This is a genomic window from Palaeococcus ferrophilus DSM 13482 (assembly GCF_000966265.1).
GTDB lineage: Archaea > Methanobacteriota_B > Thermococci > Thermococcales > Thermococcaceae > Palaeococcus > Palaeococcus ferrophilus.
Window position 1 is genome coordinate 1 of record NZ_LANF01000007.1, and the last position, 14,360, is coordinate 14,360.

Here is a 14,360-nt window from a genome sequence, read left to right on the forward strand (position 1 = left end):
TGCCTCCAGCGTGGAAAGCAAAACTCGAAGAATTAACACCCGACAAAACGGGAGAGAGTGACGATGCCGACGGTGACGGTGTTCCAAACCTCGTCGAGCTGATGATTGGCAAGGATCCGGCAAAGAGGGACATTCTCGGGATTAGCCTCACTGTCTCCACAGAGTGGGCTTTGAGCGAGGAAGACAGGAAAAACCTGGTTTACAGTATTAGAAAGGCTAGTGATTTTGTTCACGACTACACCGACGGGTACGCAATGATAACCAGCGTGAGAATATGGGACGGGAAAAGACACTGGGAAGAAGCTAATATTTGGGTTAACAAGACATTTTTGGAAGTTAAATTCCTGGGAGATAATAAGAAGTGGCCACACGCCGCTGTTGGGGGCTACTGGACGGGGGGAAGACTCGTGATGCCCTCCAAATTCCTGAGACTTACTCCTCCTGAGGGGACTGCCGAAATAGGCGATGTAAGATGGGCAAAGGCATTAGGACATGAGCTCGGCCACTACGTCTTCTGGCTTGGAGATGAGTACATGGACTGGCATTGGAAATCTTACTATTGGGATTATATGGAGTGCGATACTTTCGGCCATGATTTTGTGTGCCATTATGATAGGGAAGTGTACTACGCTGCTCCTGACTCGGTCATGAAGCACGAATGGTCCTGGAGCGAGCTGAGCACTCCCAAGGATTACGAACGATTCAAAGCAAAACTTAAAGAAAAATTCGGGGACAAATGGGAAAAACACATGACGTACCAGTGGGGAAAATTAGGGCACAAGGATTGTTGGTCAACTCTAAGGAGTATTTTATATCAAAAGGCAGGTATTCAAACTTCCCCAGTAACATTAGATTTCGTTCCGAACACTGGTCCCTATACCAGCGTCGGTTACTTCATGGAGGTGATCTGGGGATGAGCCGTAAACTCCTCTCATTCATTTTTGTTTTTTTAGTGTTGTTCCTCTGGAGCATTCAAGCGTATAACGTCTACAAAACATTATCGAACCCAAAAGAAGTTCTCAAAATTATCAATGATGAGAACGGAGATATTATTGCAGTTTATGTCAAAGGAAATTCGATAGACCCCATCTGGGAAATAGCTAGTTACAACTCGAGAAACAGCACACTCAAAGTCACAACACTAAGTGCCCTAAAATTCCCTTACCCTCATATCAGGGTTGTCTCAAAAACTGTAACTACCCCGTATAATTACTCCAGAGTTTCAACAAATTACCAACAGATCATAGCGTGGCCCAAGAAGATACCGGCACTCCTCTTTAATGGGCGGTGGTACACCTTAGAGGATTTCCCTGTCAACAATCCAGAATTCAACAAAATTCAAGAATACAATTCAATATACGCGTTCTACTCAAAAAACGATCTCTGGATTGGCGAGGTTGAAATCAAAGCATCAGCAGATGCATCATTTGGCGAATTCTCCCCCGGAAAGGCTATCGTACCCCTTCTTTCAAACGAAGGAAAAGCTACGAATTTCTTCTACATATCCGACGTAAATCTTGGGGATTTTCTTGTACTGCCAGATTTGCCTAAAAGTTATAACCCTACAGTATGGAGACTGGAAGAGCAAAGCGGCAATGTCTCCAGGTTCACTCTACTTTATCCCGACGGTACAAAGATTGAAGAATTGCAAGTGGGTAGAACTCCTTATCCATGTAAATTTAGATTGGACGGAAATCTAACAAACCAAATGCCAAAAGTCATAGAGTACATCAGAAAATTCAATGCCATTCATGCTGGAATTGGCCTTTTCAGACCATGCAATAACTCAGAACTTATGTGGGTCTTGGTTGTGGACTCCAATAGTGGAGGGGTAGTCACAGGGGGAGGCATCACTCCTCAAGGGGTGACCTGGGGATGAAGAGAGCTTTAACAGTCCTCAGCCTCCTTTTACTTTCCCTCCTGCTTTTCAGCTACTTTTACCTCCCTTCAGAGAGCATGAGCAACCTCTATCATCGGATTCCAGCTCAAGTTAGGGAAAACTCGCAACTTGTTGCCGCTTACTATTACTCCCAAACAGGTTTTGATGGTTTTAGAGAGTACCAGTTCGCTTTGTACGATCCGGAAAACAAAACACTCAGCATTTACACTTTCAAAACTTACAAACTCCTAAAAATCTGGCCGAGGATGAAGAAAAGCAAAATCACTTGCAAGACTCCCTTTAATTATTCAGTCCTAGCAACAAGTCAAGAAAAGTTGAAGGATTTCAAAAACTGCGATAATTGCAGGGAACTTCTGTATAAGAGTAGGGTTTACAGGAATGAGGAGATTGAGAGCATTTATCCGTCAATTAAAGAAGTAATCGAGGGCAAGGAAAACACTACTTACGTGAACCTTGTACTCGTCAAGGACAGCGAAATATCAACAGGCGGGATAAAAGAAAGAGTAGGGGACATGGGGATTATACTTGGCCGTTTTGGGTACAGGGGTTTGCTTCACTTGCCTTCATCCATGAGCGTTCCTGAGAGGAGTGTAATACTGGAGTTCATAGCTGGAGAGAACGGCACGATTAGGGTGATTGCTCATTACCCGGGAAATGTTACGCTCTCAACAACGGCGAAAGTCAAAGCTCCAGGTAACAAAACGTGGACGTTGGAGGAAGTTCCCTTGAAGGATATTGTTCAAAAATTAAAGTCGGAGGAGCTTGTGAGCAATATTAAGGGCTCTATCCGCTTTGAGTTCTCGATCACGAGAGAAGACGGGAGAATTGAAGCGTGGACAGCCTGGGTGAATCCTGCGAAAGGCGTCGAGGAGATTTGGAGAATATACCCCCAAGGAAAAATCAAGCGCACAGAATTCAGCATATCCTGGGAGTATTCCTGCCAATGGCTTGAGACAGATAGCCTAAAGAAACTACCCTAACTGGAGGCGATCCGGGGATGAAGGGAAAGTTGCTTGCCCTTGCTTTTTTGGTTTTTCTCTTCTTCTTTGGCTACTTTTACCTCCCTTCAGAGAGCATGAGCAACCTCTATCATCGGATTCCAGCTCAAGTTAGGGAAAACTCGCAACTTGTTGCCGCTTACTATTACTCCCAAACAGGTTTTGATGGTTTTAGAGAGTACCAGTTCGCTTTGTACGATCCAGAAAACAAAACACTCAGCATTTACACTTTCAAAACTTACAAACTCCTAAAAATCTGGCCGACAACAAGAAAGACCAAAATAACATGTAAAACACCCTTTAACTACTCTATTCTCGCAACAAGCCCAGAAAAACTAAAAGAGTTCACAAACTGCAACAACTGCAGAGAACTCCTCTACAGGGATAAGGTTTACAGGAATGGAGAAATTGAAAATCTTCAGCCGAGATTAAATGAACTTCTGAGACCTGACTTAAAGTACTGGAAGGTTACTGGAATAAAAAGCCAGGAAATTTCCATTGGGGCAGTTAGCATGTATTCGGGCGATACTATTCGAGACATAGGCTTCGAGGGATACCCCGGAGCACTTATCCTACCAGGCTGGGGAAAAGACGTTGAGAAAGCCACATGGATAACCATTTATTTGGACGATAAACCCAGAGTAGCCATACATTATCCCAAGAATGTAACGCTCCATTCCATTTATCAACTAGATGTCAATAACAGTACACTATGGACGGCTGAAAACCCTGAGCTTCAGGATCTTATAAGGGGGATCAAAGAGTTTGGAGAGTACTCAGAGAAAGCGTGGAGGTTCAAAGTTTTTATATGGGATCCTGACACAGCGTGGATTGAATGGATAATCCCAGAAGAACGCACTTACGCTTACTTGAAAATTGGAAAAGACCCCCTCCCTCTCAGGAGAATACACTTCATGAGGGTTTACATAAGTCACTGTTCAATCAACTGAGAGGGTAAGAAATGAGGACTAAGAAGACCTCGGTATCAAAACAACCAAAAGGAGGATAACCTAAGATGAGGAGAAAGCTCTTTGCTGTCTTCATTCTTTCCCTCCTCTTCATCGGGTACTTAGCTTACCTCAACTCCCTTCCTCCAGCAGTTAGGGCTTACAAAATGGCGAGGATTCCAGAGAACGAGCAGTTGATCGCTGTTTACCACGAGGGTAACTTCTGGCAGTTTGCTACTTACAATGAGAAGACTAGTATGCTCAAGCTTTACACTGTTAGCCAGTCATCCCCCCTCTGGTTGAGGAGCAGGAGAGTTGAAAGCGCGAGAGCCCTTGTGAATTACTCTCAGGTAATACTGAACTTGGAGGCTTTAAAGGATTACAAACCCCACGAGAGGGCACTCCTCTTCAAAACCCTCGGATGGAAGTACGATGGAGAAATTTATTATCCAATATCCCCCAAATTTAAAGCTGAGGATATGTACTTCATCGCTATCGGTACAACTACAAGCCGGCTAAATATTGGAGCTGGGGAAGAAGGTTCGAGCATTATTTCATGGCTTTCAGGAGTCAAAGGGGTTCTAACCCTTCCGACCTTGAACAACAGAGGCACAACCAAGGCACTTACTTGGATAGCAGTTCACGAATGTGAGTCTCACCTGGGAAAAACCGTCCAGGTATTCTATCCCGGGATAACTCTTGAGTCAGACATAACTGGAGTGTACGAGGTTCCCAAAAATATTTTCAATGGTTCAACCTTTCAAAAGGCACTTTCGTATGCTCCCAATGAATTCAAAGAGCTAAGCATTGCTAAGCTTGTCATCTTATGGGTCCATGTTAAAGACGAGAAGCCAGTACTCGAAACCGTGTGGAAGTTGGGGGGAGATAAAGTTTGCCACGTCCTTGTGGATATAAACACAGGTAAAGTGGACGGGCCGGTCTGCTATGAAAAAGCGGTAGGGTAACGCTATGTTGGATGGGTAGTGTATCAAAAACAGAGATAAGGGGGTTATGTATGAACAGAAAATCCCTCGGAGTTCTAGCACTCATGACAATCCTCCTCCTTTCACTTTTGGCCCACGACTACCGAGAGGAAACCTGCTTCAGTTCAGCATCCTGCGTGCTCCACCGTATAGGGGCGGAGAGGGGATTAGTAGTAGTGTATCGCGGATACGGAGAATGGAGAGTCATAACTTACGAGAACGGCACCCTCTCCGAGATAAAGGCCACACTAAAACGAAGCCCCGTTGTGAAGAGGATAACCGTTGAGAAAAAGGTGGTAAAAACGGGGCTCGACTACAGTCCAGTTTCTTTCACTGTGAACGATATCCCTACCCAGAATGGATACGAAACGGCAATGATCTTGAATGTCAACGGGAAAGTCAGGGCCCTCGAAGGGGAGGAAATCCCGGAAATCTTTGACCAAACTTGGGATTTCGCGGATCTTCTCAAAAAATTCAACGGCGTTAGGTTCATCTTCGCGGACAGGGAATGAGAGCCTTCTGTAGACAGCAACCCGCTCGTCGGGGGCTACCTCGTATGCCCTCAACCTCAAAGTGCGCGTACTCCACATGGTTCTTGGCCCTCGGAAATCAGGAGAATACCACGCTTCTGGCATTATACCCAACATGGAACGCCTCAGGCAGAGTGGAAACCCCCAGCGGCCCAGTAATCAACGTGACAGAAATCCCTGAGAACCTCACGATCCCCTGCAGTGCCCAGGAAATTCTCATAAACGCCTCTGGAATCACGGTAAACCCCTTTCCAGTGAAGCGCCTTGAAGAGTCCACTTTAGAGTGCCCAGTGGTTGAGAAAACGACGATACACTTCAATGGAGCCACGGAGACCCTCAGGTACATGGAAACATGCATTACATCATGAGGGTGCAATTCAAGGGGAAATGCCCAATACACCATTAATTTCTTCTTTGAACGCCCCGTCATTTGGGGAGAGGAGGTCAGACCCTTTCCGCCGCTGAACGGGGATATGAATCTCTTCCACGCTATTCGAGAAGGAGCACCCCGAAGCCCATGAACTTCCTCTCAAAGACCTCCGGAACGGATGGATCGTACCGTTCGAGGTTGCCCTCCCTGAGCGCCCTCCTGCTCCTCAGTATCTCTTCCATCGTGCGGAGGAGCTCCTCCCTAACGGCCCTCCGGCTCTCCCACGAGAGGAGCGAGGGGTAGAGGAGCACAAAGGGGAGCAGTGCTGCTCCATAGCGGGGGACAAACGTCGAGAGAAGCGATGGTACCGCCCCGGCAGCGGGCAGGAGGGGGAGGATACGCCAGCCGCGTTCCTTCACTACGGCCCACGCCGTGAGGCCAAGGAGAGCGGTGTGGGTGAGGAGGAAGTAGAGGGCCTCCCCGTTCCCGTTAAGGAGGGCCATGATGTCAGCCGCGATTACAAACGACAGGAACATCGTCGAGGCGCGGAGGGAATAGCGGCGCGCCCACTCCGGAGTCGTGAGGGGGAGTGCCAGCGCGATAGCCGTCCACCAGAGGGAGCCGTTTTTAAGCAGGAACCCCGTAAGAAGGGCCGCGGTGCCCGTGAAAATTGGAGGATAACCTTCCGTGAGCTTCAGGGAGAACTCGAGCGTTCTGATTGCATCATCAACCTTCTCAAGGCTCTCCCGGACGTCCCTCTCCACCTCGACCTCCGAAAAATCCATGCGCTTTATGAAGTCGAACTCCTCCATGGGCCCCACGTCCCGATTTGGATGTTGGTATATAAAACGTTTCTTCAGTCGAGCTCCTCGATGAGGTTGAGCTCAACGGACGTCTCTCCCCCCGGGTTGAGTATCACCAGGTAGTGCCTCCCCGCCGGAACGTCCACATCAACCTCAATGCTCGTCCCCTCCCACTCACCGAGGCTGTTGAAGGGCGCACCGCGCTTCATTGCATCGAACGAATCCCCGTCGAGCAGGTAAACATTGATGGGGGAAGGGGCGCTTAAAGTGCCCGAGAGGTGGGAGGAGGAGTGAAGGGGGATGTAGAGGGCGCTTCTCGCCCCAAGGGTCTGAGTCCCCCTGTAGGAGTACGTGCCGGGTGAGAGGAACGAAAGACCCGTGTAGCCTATTATTGATGCCATCATGAGGATGATCGCGAGGATTGAGAGGCCCTTCTTTAACGCACCCATGGTTCACACCGGAGAAGGCACAACCTTTGAGGTAAAAAGGGTTCCGGAAGGCTAATTAGTCCCACCGTTGGAGACACTCACATGCCGAGGGAGAAGGTGGTGAGGATTTGGGACGAGCGCGAGGTGGTCTATTCGAGGGAGAGGTGGGCCACGCTCCGCGCCAAAAGGGAGAAGGCCCTAGTAATAATGGAGCGCCTGGGGGAGTTCGATCCCCACGTTTACGGAAGCGTCGCGCGCGGCGACGTGAGGAGGGACAGCGACGTTGATATTTTCGTACCCTACCGCGTGCCCGCCTACCTGGTGGAGCTCGCCCTCGAGGGCCTCGTGAGGAGGAGAAAAATAGTTATGGCCACACCCTGGCACCTCATCAAAGGGGTCATAGAGGTGGATGAGGAAACCACGGTGACGTTCCCCCTCGTGAACCCAACGGACAGGGAGCTCGAGTTCTACCGGTGGGGGGGTGCGCTCGACATGGAGGGTCTCAAGAGAAGGGAGCGCGTCCCGGGGGTGAACAAAAAGCTCATCCTCATAATCCCGACGGAGAGAGGGCACATCGAGAGGGAGGTCGTTGGGAGGGAGCCTGAAGTCGCCAGAATCCTTGGAGTGAGCGTCGATATAGTTATGGAGCGCGTCCACGTGCTCACGAGGCGCGACAGAATAGGGCGGACGGGGATATACGTAGACGAGGAAGTGCCGGACTGGATGGCCTTCGAGGAGGCCCTGAAGGTCATCGCCGACAGAGACCCGAACGTTAGGAGAAAGGTGAGGGAAGCGGGGGGGATTTAGAGAACCGCCACGGCCCTCACGGGACTTCCCGAGCCGCCTTTAATCCTCAGGGGAAAGGCTATAAAGGTGAACTCCCTCCCGAGGAGGGCATCAAGGTTGGTGAGGTTCTCGAATATCGGAATGTCGTTTGAGAGCAGAACCCTGTGCGCGCTCCCATCGCGGTCAATGCTTGGCGTATCTATCCCAACGGCCCTGACGTTCATTCTAACGAGCTCTACGGCAGCTTCCTTCGTGAGGAATCCCCTTCCATTGGTGAGAAAGAGCACGATGAACCCCTCAAGGGTGCCTGCTTCTCTAACGTGCTCCGCGGTTATGGGGCCCTCCACGCGCACCACCTTTCCGGGACCGGTGAAGCGCTCGAGGGGGAGCTCATCAACCGTTTTACCGCCCTCTACGAAGTGAGCCGGGGCATCCACGTGCGTCCCCGTGTGCTCCCCCATGGAAATGGTGTTCATGAAGTAGCCGTCCCTCCCTATCGAGGCCCATTCCCGGATTTTCACCTCCGGGTCGCCGGGATAGACTGACATGCCGTCCTCTATCGCAACGCTCAGGTCAACTATCACGCTCATCCCCCCGTGAAGAATCCCACCTCGAACTTTCTGTAGGATATGGCCTTATAGCTTTCGGCGGAGCGGAGCGAGTAGCTAATGATCACGTTCCTGACCTCCTCCACGGGGCCGACGATGAAGGTTATGTAATGCGTTTTATCCCAGGGGTTGCGCACCGTTTCGATTACCACATCGTACTCGTCCTTCAGGGGCTCCGAGGGTACCATGAGGCCGTGGTCGTAGCGGTAGGCCATTATCCCTGGGCTTTGCGCCCTAAAAGTATCCTCAAAGGTTACGGGCAGGTCAAGCTCCCTCAGGAGCTCCGGAGTGCCTATAACCACGACGTTTCCCTTAAGGCCCTTGAAGTCCTCCGCCACCTCCACCTCCGGCGGGGTGACTCCCCGGTAGTCCCCCATCCACACGGCGGGGTTCTTTACCTTGCGAACGAACTCCTCCGGGGCGCCAACCGCGGTTAGCTTCCTCTCCTTCAGGGCGGAGTCAAACTGGAGAAACGTTGAGGGGAGGGTGTTCTCGATGAAAAATTCGCTCACATTTTCGGCGCTGGCCCAGGCCTTCATGTGCTCCACGAGCGTTGGGAGGTAGTCCTCGAGGCTCACGTTTCCCATCGCCTCGAACTCCCTTCTAAGGGCCGGCACGAGGTAGTCGCCGCGGCCCATGTGGTAGAGCTCCTTTCTCTCCGCGTCCTCCGGGAAGTCCCGCGCCAGAACGTGGAGCGAATAGGCCTTGGCAATCTGGTCTGCGAAGTACTCCGGGAGCGAGAGGTTCATGTAGGCAAGGCGTGAGGAGGCGAAGTCGTAGTAGTAGGAAACCTCCTCAAACTTCCCCACGTTCTTCCCGATCAGGGGGCGGAGGGAAACCATGGCGAACCTGTAGAGCAGCTCGGCCCTGAAGTCCTGGAGCCTGAAGCGGTAGGGCCCGAGGAAGTCGTAGTAGTCGCTCATCTTGTAGAAGTACTCGAGGGAACTCCGCATTATGGGGTCACGGTACATGGAGGATAGGTAGACGGCATCAACCCCGAACTCGTTGAGCTTCGACTTGTAGGGAATCACCATGTAGAGCGTGTTCCCCCGCGGCACGCTGTAGGGGGGCACGTAGAGGGAGTAGGAGATGACCACATTGAAGCGCTCATAAACAACCCCAAAGCGGTGCTCTATCTCCCTGAGGTCTTCCTCACTGAATGCCTGCCTGAACTTGGTTATGACGGTGAGGTAGAAGTCGTTGTAGTGTTCGTCATAGAACTTCGAGAACTTCACGGCCCTTCCAAAGTCGCGGAGGGCAAAGAGAAGTGTTTTTATACGCTCCCTCTCGTCCCGGGACAGGCTGAAGGAGTTCAGACTCTCCTCTATCTCGGCATCGCTGGCATCTTCAAGGTAGGTGGTGTTGGCGAGAACCTTCATGGTGTTCTCCAACCTCTCCGCCCTCACCTGCGGAGGGAGCTCGCGGCTGAACTGCTCGCGTATGAGGTCAAACACCTCATGCTCCTCGTAGTCAACAAAATAGGCCCTGAGCATCTGGTAGTAGGAGGCGGGGGCTATTACAAAGTTGTCCGCCTTATGAAATGCCACGATGTAGGCGGAACCAAAGAGTTCGAAGTTCCTGGGAATGCTCACCTCTATCATCGCGGGCTTTTTCCTCTCGCCGATGCAGCCGGAGGCAAGTATAAGAAGGACAAGCAGAAGCGCGACATACTTTCTCACTTTCCACACCCAAGTTGGATTTGTGAAAATGAATACTTAAACGTTTTGATAACGCTCCACCCAAAAAGCAAAAATGTGAGGGGAGACCCTCCTCACCCTATCGTCGCCCTCTCGAACTCGAGCATGGCCAGACCCACTAAGAGGGCCGCCAGGACGGTTAGAACGCCCAGATCAACGCCGAGCGAGAACTTCGCTACACTCGCCCCCACGAGGAAGTGCCTCGCCCCGTCAACGGCGTAGGTAAGGGGGTTGAGGTAGGCCAGAGCCTTCATCCAGCCCGGCATCGTGTCTATCGGGTATATCGCGCCGCTCAGGAATGTCAGCGGGAGCATGAGGACCATCATAACCATCTGGAAGCCCTCCATGCTCTCCATCTTCAAAGCCAGGCTGACGCCAAAGCCAGAGAAGGCCATCGAGAGCAGGAAGCCGATGCCGAGAGCAGGAAGGAAGCCGCTCAGCTTGAGGCTCTCCGCGAGCGGGTAGGTGAGGGTGAGGATTATCGCACCCTGAGCCAGCGTCACGAGTGAATCGCCGATTATCCTCCCGAGGATACCCTCCTTCCTCGATGCGGGAGCCACGAGCATTTCCTTGAGGAAGCCGAACTGCTTGTCCCAGATGACGCTTACCCCTGCTATGAAGCTCATGTTGAAGACCGTCATGGCGAAGATACCCGGCGCGAGGAAGGTGAGGTAGTCAACCCCTCCGAAGATCGCCCTCGCCATCGGATTGTTGAAGACCTTGCTCCAGCCGAGGCCGAAAAAGACGAGCCAGATGAGCGGGTTGATTATCATCCCGATTACCCTCGACCTCGCCCTGCTGAACCTCTTGAGCTGCCTGTAGGCCATTGTCGTCAATGCCTCCATCCCCTCACCTCCCCCTCATCCTCATTCTCACGAATGAAACAATGGGATTCTCCGGCCCCTCGTCCCTTATCTCCCTGCCCGTCAGGTGGAGGAAGACGTCGTTGAGCGTCGGGCGGTGGTAAGTGACCTCCAGGATCTTGATCCCTTTCTCACTCGCGAGCTCGAAGAGCCCCGGGAGTGCCTCCGCTGCATTTTCCACCTCAAGCGCCACCCTACCGTCGGGGAGAACCCTACAGCCCCTGATGAAGTCACTTTCGAGGCACTTCAGCTCCTCGGGAGCGTCGAGTTTAAGATAAATCACGTCGTTTCCTACGAGCCTCTTCAGCTCCTCGGCGGTGCCCTCCGCTATTATCTTCCCGTGGTCTATGATGGCTATCCTGTCCGCTAATCCCTCCGCCTCATCCATGTAGTGCGTTGTGAGGAAAATCGTCATGCTGTGCTCCTCCTTCATCGCCCTTATGTAGTCCCAGATGTGCGCCCTCGTCTGGGGGTCGAGGCCTATCGTCGGCTCGTCAAGGAAGAGAACCTCAGGCTCATGGAGGAGGGAGCGCGCTATCTCAAGCCTGCGCTGCATCCCGCCGCTGAAGGTCTTGACTGGTCTGTCCTTAAACTCCCAGAGCTCAACGAACGTGAGGAGCCTCTCAATCTTCTCCTTCAACTCGTTCCCCTTCAGCCCGTAAATCCTCCCGTGGATGTACATGTTCTCCCAGGCGGTGAGTTCCCTGTCGAGGCTCGGGTCCTGGAAGACTATTCCTATTCTTTTCCTGACCTCCATTGGCTCCTTAACCACGTCGTGGTCAGCGACTATCGCCCTTCCGGAAGTAGGCCTCAAAAGCGTCGTGAGGACGTGCACCGTTGTCGTCTTTCCGGCTCCATTCGGCCCGAGGAAGGCGAATATCTCCCCCCTCCTGACCCTGAAGGAGACCCCTTTGACGGCCGCAAAGTCCCCGTACTTCTTGACGAGGTTTTCAACGAGAATTGCCTCGCTCATTCTCTCCCCTCCGGTATCTCACCGAGGAGGATGAGCCTGACCCGCTTCGTGAAGCCTGTGAACTCCCTCGCGAGAGCCCTCTTCTGCTCCTCCGTGAGGTCTTCGAGGGAATTGAAGGCGTCTCTCATAACCTCCGCCAGCTCCCGGCCTCCGAGTCTCGCGAACTCTCTGAATCTGGCGGCCATACGGGTTACCTCCGCCAGCTCCTCCCCGTGCTCCTCGAGGTACTCCCTCCCCTTCTCCGTGGCCCTGTAGAGCCTCTTGTCGCGTTTGCCCTCACCAATGGTCTCTATCAGGCCGGCTCGCTTGAGGGAAGCGAGGATTGGATAGATGGTTCCGGGGCTGGGGTGGGGCATGCCGTACCTCCTTTCCAGCTCCGCCATTATGCCGTAGCCGTGCATCGGCTTCTCGGAGAGCATCTTGAGGACGAGGAGTTTCAGGTGTCCCTTGTACCTGGGCCTCTCCATACATGTCACCAATATATCGAACGATATATCATCTTAAAAACGTTTGGGTAGAAAGTCATAAAATACCGTGGCGGGTAGGTAGAATGGTGGTGATATGCGGCTCGTGATGAGGCCCCTCTTTGACGCGCCCCTTCCCCCGGAGTTCATCGAGGTTCTGCGGGAAAAGCTCAGCGGGAGGGAGGTGGAGGAGGGTGAAACCGTTGAGATTGAACTTCTGGGAAAGCGCCTCCCCTTCAGGGTAATCCACGCCGAACCCTCGCCCCTTAGGGTGGGAAGGGGAACGGTGATTGAGATAACGAGGGAGGAGATATCGAGTGTAACTCTTGAGCTCGAGGGGGATATCAGGGACGTTGTGCCCTTCGAGGAAGGCTTTGTGGTGGTGCTTGAGAACAGGGTTATCGCGGTGGATGGGAAAGGGCACAGGCTCTTCGAGAGAACTTTCGAAGGACTTAAATACGTTAGGGCAACCAAAAAGGCTGTGGCGGTGGTGCACGATGGCGGGCTCACGGTCATTGGACTGGAGTAAGGGGTTCACATTCAGCGAAACCCCCGAGGAAAAAAGGGAGAGGGCGAAGAAGATAGTGGAAATCCTCATGAAAACCCACCCGAGGGAGAAGCTCCTTATAGGCGACCCCTACAGGACTCTAATCCACTGCATAATCTCCCAGCGAATGAGGGACGAGGTTACCTACAGAGTGTGGGGGGAACTCTTTGAAAAGTACCGCGACATCGAGACGATAGCGAACACCCCAATTGAGGAGATGAAGGCGTTTCTGAGGGAGCGGGGCGTCGGTCTCTGGAAGACGAAGGGTGAGTGGATAGTGAAGGCTTCGCGGATAATCCTTGAGAAGTACGGCGGCAGGGTGCCCGATAACATGGAGGAGCTCACGAAGCTGCCAGGTATAGGGAGGAAGTGCGCCAACATTGTCTTAGCATACGGCTTTGGGAGGCAAGCTATCCCAGTGGATACTCACGTAAACAGGATAAGCAAACGCCTCGGTCTGGCTCCCCCGAGGGTGGCTCCTGAAAAGGTAGAGGAGTACCTCATGGAGCTGATTCCAAAGGACAAGTGGATATACGTCAACCACGCGATGGTTGACCACGGGAAGAGCATCTGCAGGCCGATAAACCCGAAGTGCGACGAATGCCCCCTAAGGGAGCTCTGCCCCTACGCAAAGGGGCTCGTCACGGAGGAGCATCTCAGGGGGAGGAAGGCATGAGGCGAAGGGTGGGCCTCTCGATGACCGCTTTTAGAGGGGAGAGCCCAGGGGAATTTGCTGGATGGACGGCCAGGGTTGAAGGGCTTGGCTTCGACTTCGTTGAGCTCGTGAGCGAGTGGCCGCACTACATAACGCCCGAGAACTGGCGGGAGTGGGCCGATGCCATTGAGAGCACGAACCTCGGCGTTACCCTGCACGCGCCCTTCATTGACATCAACATAGCCTCATTCAACGCGGTCATACGGGAGACCTCGCTCAGGATTATAGAGGAGTCTCTCGACGCGGCTTCGCGCCTTGGGGCGGAGGTCGTTACGCTCCACCCGGGCCACTGCTCGCCAATAAGCCGCGAGAGGCAGAGGGATTACCTTGAGATACACAGGGCCTCCCTGGAGAGGCTCGGAAACCTCGGTGAGGAGTACGGGGTCAAAATCGGCGTCGAGAACATGCCCCACTTTCCAATCCTCGATGGTCAAGGGTGCGACAGGCTGGAGGAGATACTCACGGGATTGAACATTGGGGTGACCTTCGACGTGGGGCATTTAAACACCACAACGGGGGCCTTTGAGCGCTTTATCGCGAGACTGGGGGAGAGAATCGTTCACGTGCACCTCCACGACAACTCCGGGGAAAGCGACGAACACCGCGCCCTGGGTAGCGGGACGATTCCGTGGGAGAGGGTTCTAAAAGCGCTTCCACCCGTGACGTGGGCCCTGGAAGTTCTGACCCTCGAAGACGCGGAGAAAAGTCTGGGGCTCATAAAGCGGTTTGGGGAATGAAAAGAAAGGGC

Annotated in this window: 17 protein-coding genes and 1 pseudogene; 11 read left to right on the plus strand and 7 right to left on the minus strand. The window is 52.7% G+C overall.

Annotation, left to right across the window (positions count from 1 at the left end):
* From PFER_RS12260 to PFER_RS02375, 7 genes and pseudogenes are all read left to right on the plus strand, one after another.
* Positions 1 to 917 (plus strand): annotated as a pseudogene (locus PFER_RS12260) (hypothetical protein); the annotation flags it as partial.
* Complete coding sequence (locus PFER_RS02350; RefSeq protein ID WP_048148376.1) at positions 914 to 1,879, plus strand: hypothetical protein; 966 nt, start codon at positions 914 to 916, stop codon at positions 1,877 to 1,879. The pseudogene PFER_RS12260 and the gene PFER_RS02350, both read left to right, overlap by 4 nt.
* Positions 1,876 to 2,880: a hypothetical protein gene (locus PFER_RS02355; protein WP_048148379.1), complete on the plus strand. Its 1,005-nt coding sequence runs from the start codon at positions 1,876 to 1,878 to the stop codon at positions 2,878 to 2,880. The genes PFER_RS02350 and PFER_RS02355 overlap by 4 nt, the downstream gene beginning before the upstream one ends.
* A gap of 17 nt (positions 2,881 to 2,897) precedes the next feature.
* Positions 2,898 to 3,848 carry a hypothetical protein gene (locus PFER_RS02360; RefSeq protein WP_048148380.1) on the plus strand — a complete coding sequence of 317 codons (951 nt, stop codon included), beginning with the start codon at positions 2,898 to 2,900 and terminating at the stop codon, positions 3,846 to 3,848.
* Positions 3,849 to 3,913: 65 nt separating this feature from the next.
* Positions 3,914 to 4,810 carry a hypothetical protein gene (locus PFER_RS11825; protein WP_052696168.1) on the plus strand — a complete coding sequence of 299 codons (897 nt, stop codon included), beginning with the start codon at positions 3,914 to 3,916 and terminating at the stop codon, positions 4,808 to 4,810.
* Between the two features lie 50 nt (positions 4,811 to 4,860).
* Positions 4,861 to 5,340, plus strand: a complete 480-nt coding sequence (locus tag PFER_RS02370) for a hypothetical protein (RefSeq protein ID WP_048148382.1) — start codon at positions 4,861 to 4,863, stop codon at positions 5,338 to 5,340.
* A gap of 44 nt (positions 5,341 to 5,384) precedes the next feature.
* A complete protein-coding gene (locus tag PFER_RS02375) occupies positions 5,385 to 5,726 on the plus strand; it encodes a hypothetical protein (RefSeq protein ID WP_048148384.1) in 342 nt (113 codons plus the stop codon).
* Positions 5,727 to 5,847: 121 nt separating this feature from the next.
* Here the strand turns inward: PFER_RS02375 and PFER_RS02380 are convergent, their stop codons facing one another.
* A complete protein-coding gene (locus PFER_RS02380; RefSeq protein WP_157255021.1) occupies positions 5,848 to 6,549 on the minus strand; it encodes a hypothetical protein in 702 nt (233 codons plus the stop codon).
* Between the two features lie 35 nt (positions 6,550 to 6,584).
* Complete coding sequence (locus PFER_RS02385) at positions 6,585 to 6,980, minus strand: hypothetical protein (RefSeq protein ID WP_048148390.1); 396 nt, start codon at positions 6,978 to 6,980, stop codon at positions 6,585 to 6,587.
* Positions 6,981 to 7,061: 81 nt separating this feature from the next.
* On the opposite strand from PFER_RS02385, the gene PFER_RS02390 reads away from it, so the two are divergent.
* Positions 7,062 to 7,766 carry a nucleotidyltransferase domain-containing protein gene (locus PFER_RS02390; protein WP_048148393.1) on the plus strand — a complete coding sequence of 235 codons (705 nt, stop codon included), beginning with the start codon at positions 7,062 to 7,064 and terminating at the stop codon, positions 7,764 to 7,766.
* Here the strand turns inward: PFER_RS02390 and PFER_RS02395 are convergent.
* The 5 genes from PFER_RS02395 to PFER_RS02415 form a co-directional block, all read right to left on the minus strand.
* Positions 7,763 to 8,335 carry a cyclase family protein gene (locus PFER_RS02395; protein ID WP_342666372.1) on the minus strand — a complete coding sequence of 191 codons (573 nt, stop codon included), beginning with the start codon at positions 8,333 to 8,335 and terminating at the stop codon, positions 7,763 to 7,765. The two genes, PFER_RS02390 and PFER_RS02395, sit on opposite strands and share 4 nt — an antisense overlap.
* Positions 8,332 to 10,032, minus strand: a complete 1,701-nt coding sequence (locus PFER_RS02400; protein ID WP_048148395.1) for a DUF4932 domain-containing protein — start codon at positions 10,030 to 10,032, stop codon at positions 8,332 to 8,334. The genes PFER_RS02395 and PFER_RS02400 overlap by 4 nt, the downstream gene beginning before the upstream one ends.
* Before the next feature lie 92 nt (positions 10,033 to 10,124).
* Positions 10,125 to 10,895, minus strand: a complete 771-nt coding sequence (locus PFER_RS02405) for an ABC transporter permease (RefSeq protein WP_048148403.1) — start codon at positions 10,893 to 10,895, stop codon at positions 10,125 to 10,127.
* A 4-nt stretch (positions 10,896 to 10,899) separates the two neighbouring features.
* Entirely contained in the window at positions 10,900 to 11,886 is a 987-nt protein-coding gene (locus PFER_RS02410) for an ATP-binding cassette domain-containing protein (protein WP_048148405.1), read from the minus strand.
* A complete protein-coding gene (locus PFER_RS02415) occupies positions 11,883 to 12,353 on the minus strand; it encodes a PadR family transcriptional regulator (protein WP_048148407.1) in 471 nt (156 codons plus the stop codon). The genes PFER_RS02410 and PFER_RS02415 overlap by 4 nt, the downstream gene beginning before the upstream one ends.
* 94 nt (positions 12,354 to 12,447) lie before the next feature.
* Here PFER_RS02415 and PFER_RS02420 point away from each other — a divergent pair, with 94 nt between their 5' ends.
* Genes PFER_RS02420 through PFER_RS02430 form a run of 3 tightly spaced genes read left to right on the plus strand, consistent with a single transcriptional unit; the run spans position 12,448 to position 14,349 of the window.
* Positions 12,448 to 12,879, plus strand: a complete 432-nt coding sequence (locus tag PFER_RS02420) for a DUF6849 domain-containing protein (RefSeq protein ID WP_048148409.1) — start codon at positions 12,448 to 12,450, stop codon at positions 12,877 to 12,879.
* Complete coding sequence (locus PFER_RS02425) at positions 12,848 to 13,573, plus strand: endonuclease III domain-containing protein (protein WP_048148411.1); 726 nt, start codon at positions 12,848 to 12,850, stop codon at positions 13,571 to 13,573. Before PFER_RS02420 ends, PFER_RS02425 begins: the two co-directional genes overlap by 32 nt.
* The gene (locus PFER_RS02430) at positions 13,570 to 14,349 is read left to right on the plus strand and encodes a sugar phosphate isomerase/epimerase family protein (protein WP_245612410.1); all 780 of its coding nucleotides are present in this window, start codon (positions 13,570 to 13,572) and stop codon (positions 14,347 to 14,349) included. Before PFER_RS02425 ends, PFER_RS02430 begins: the two co-directional genes overlap by 4 nt.
* The last annotated feature ends 11 nt before the right edge of the window (positions 14,350 to 14,360 follow it).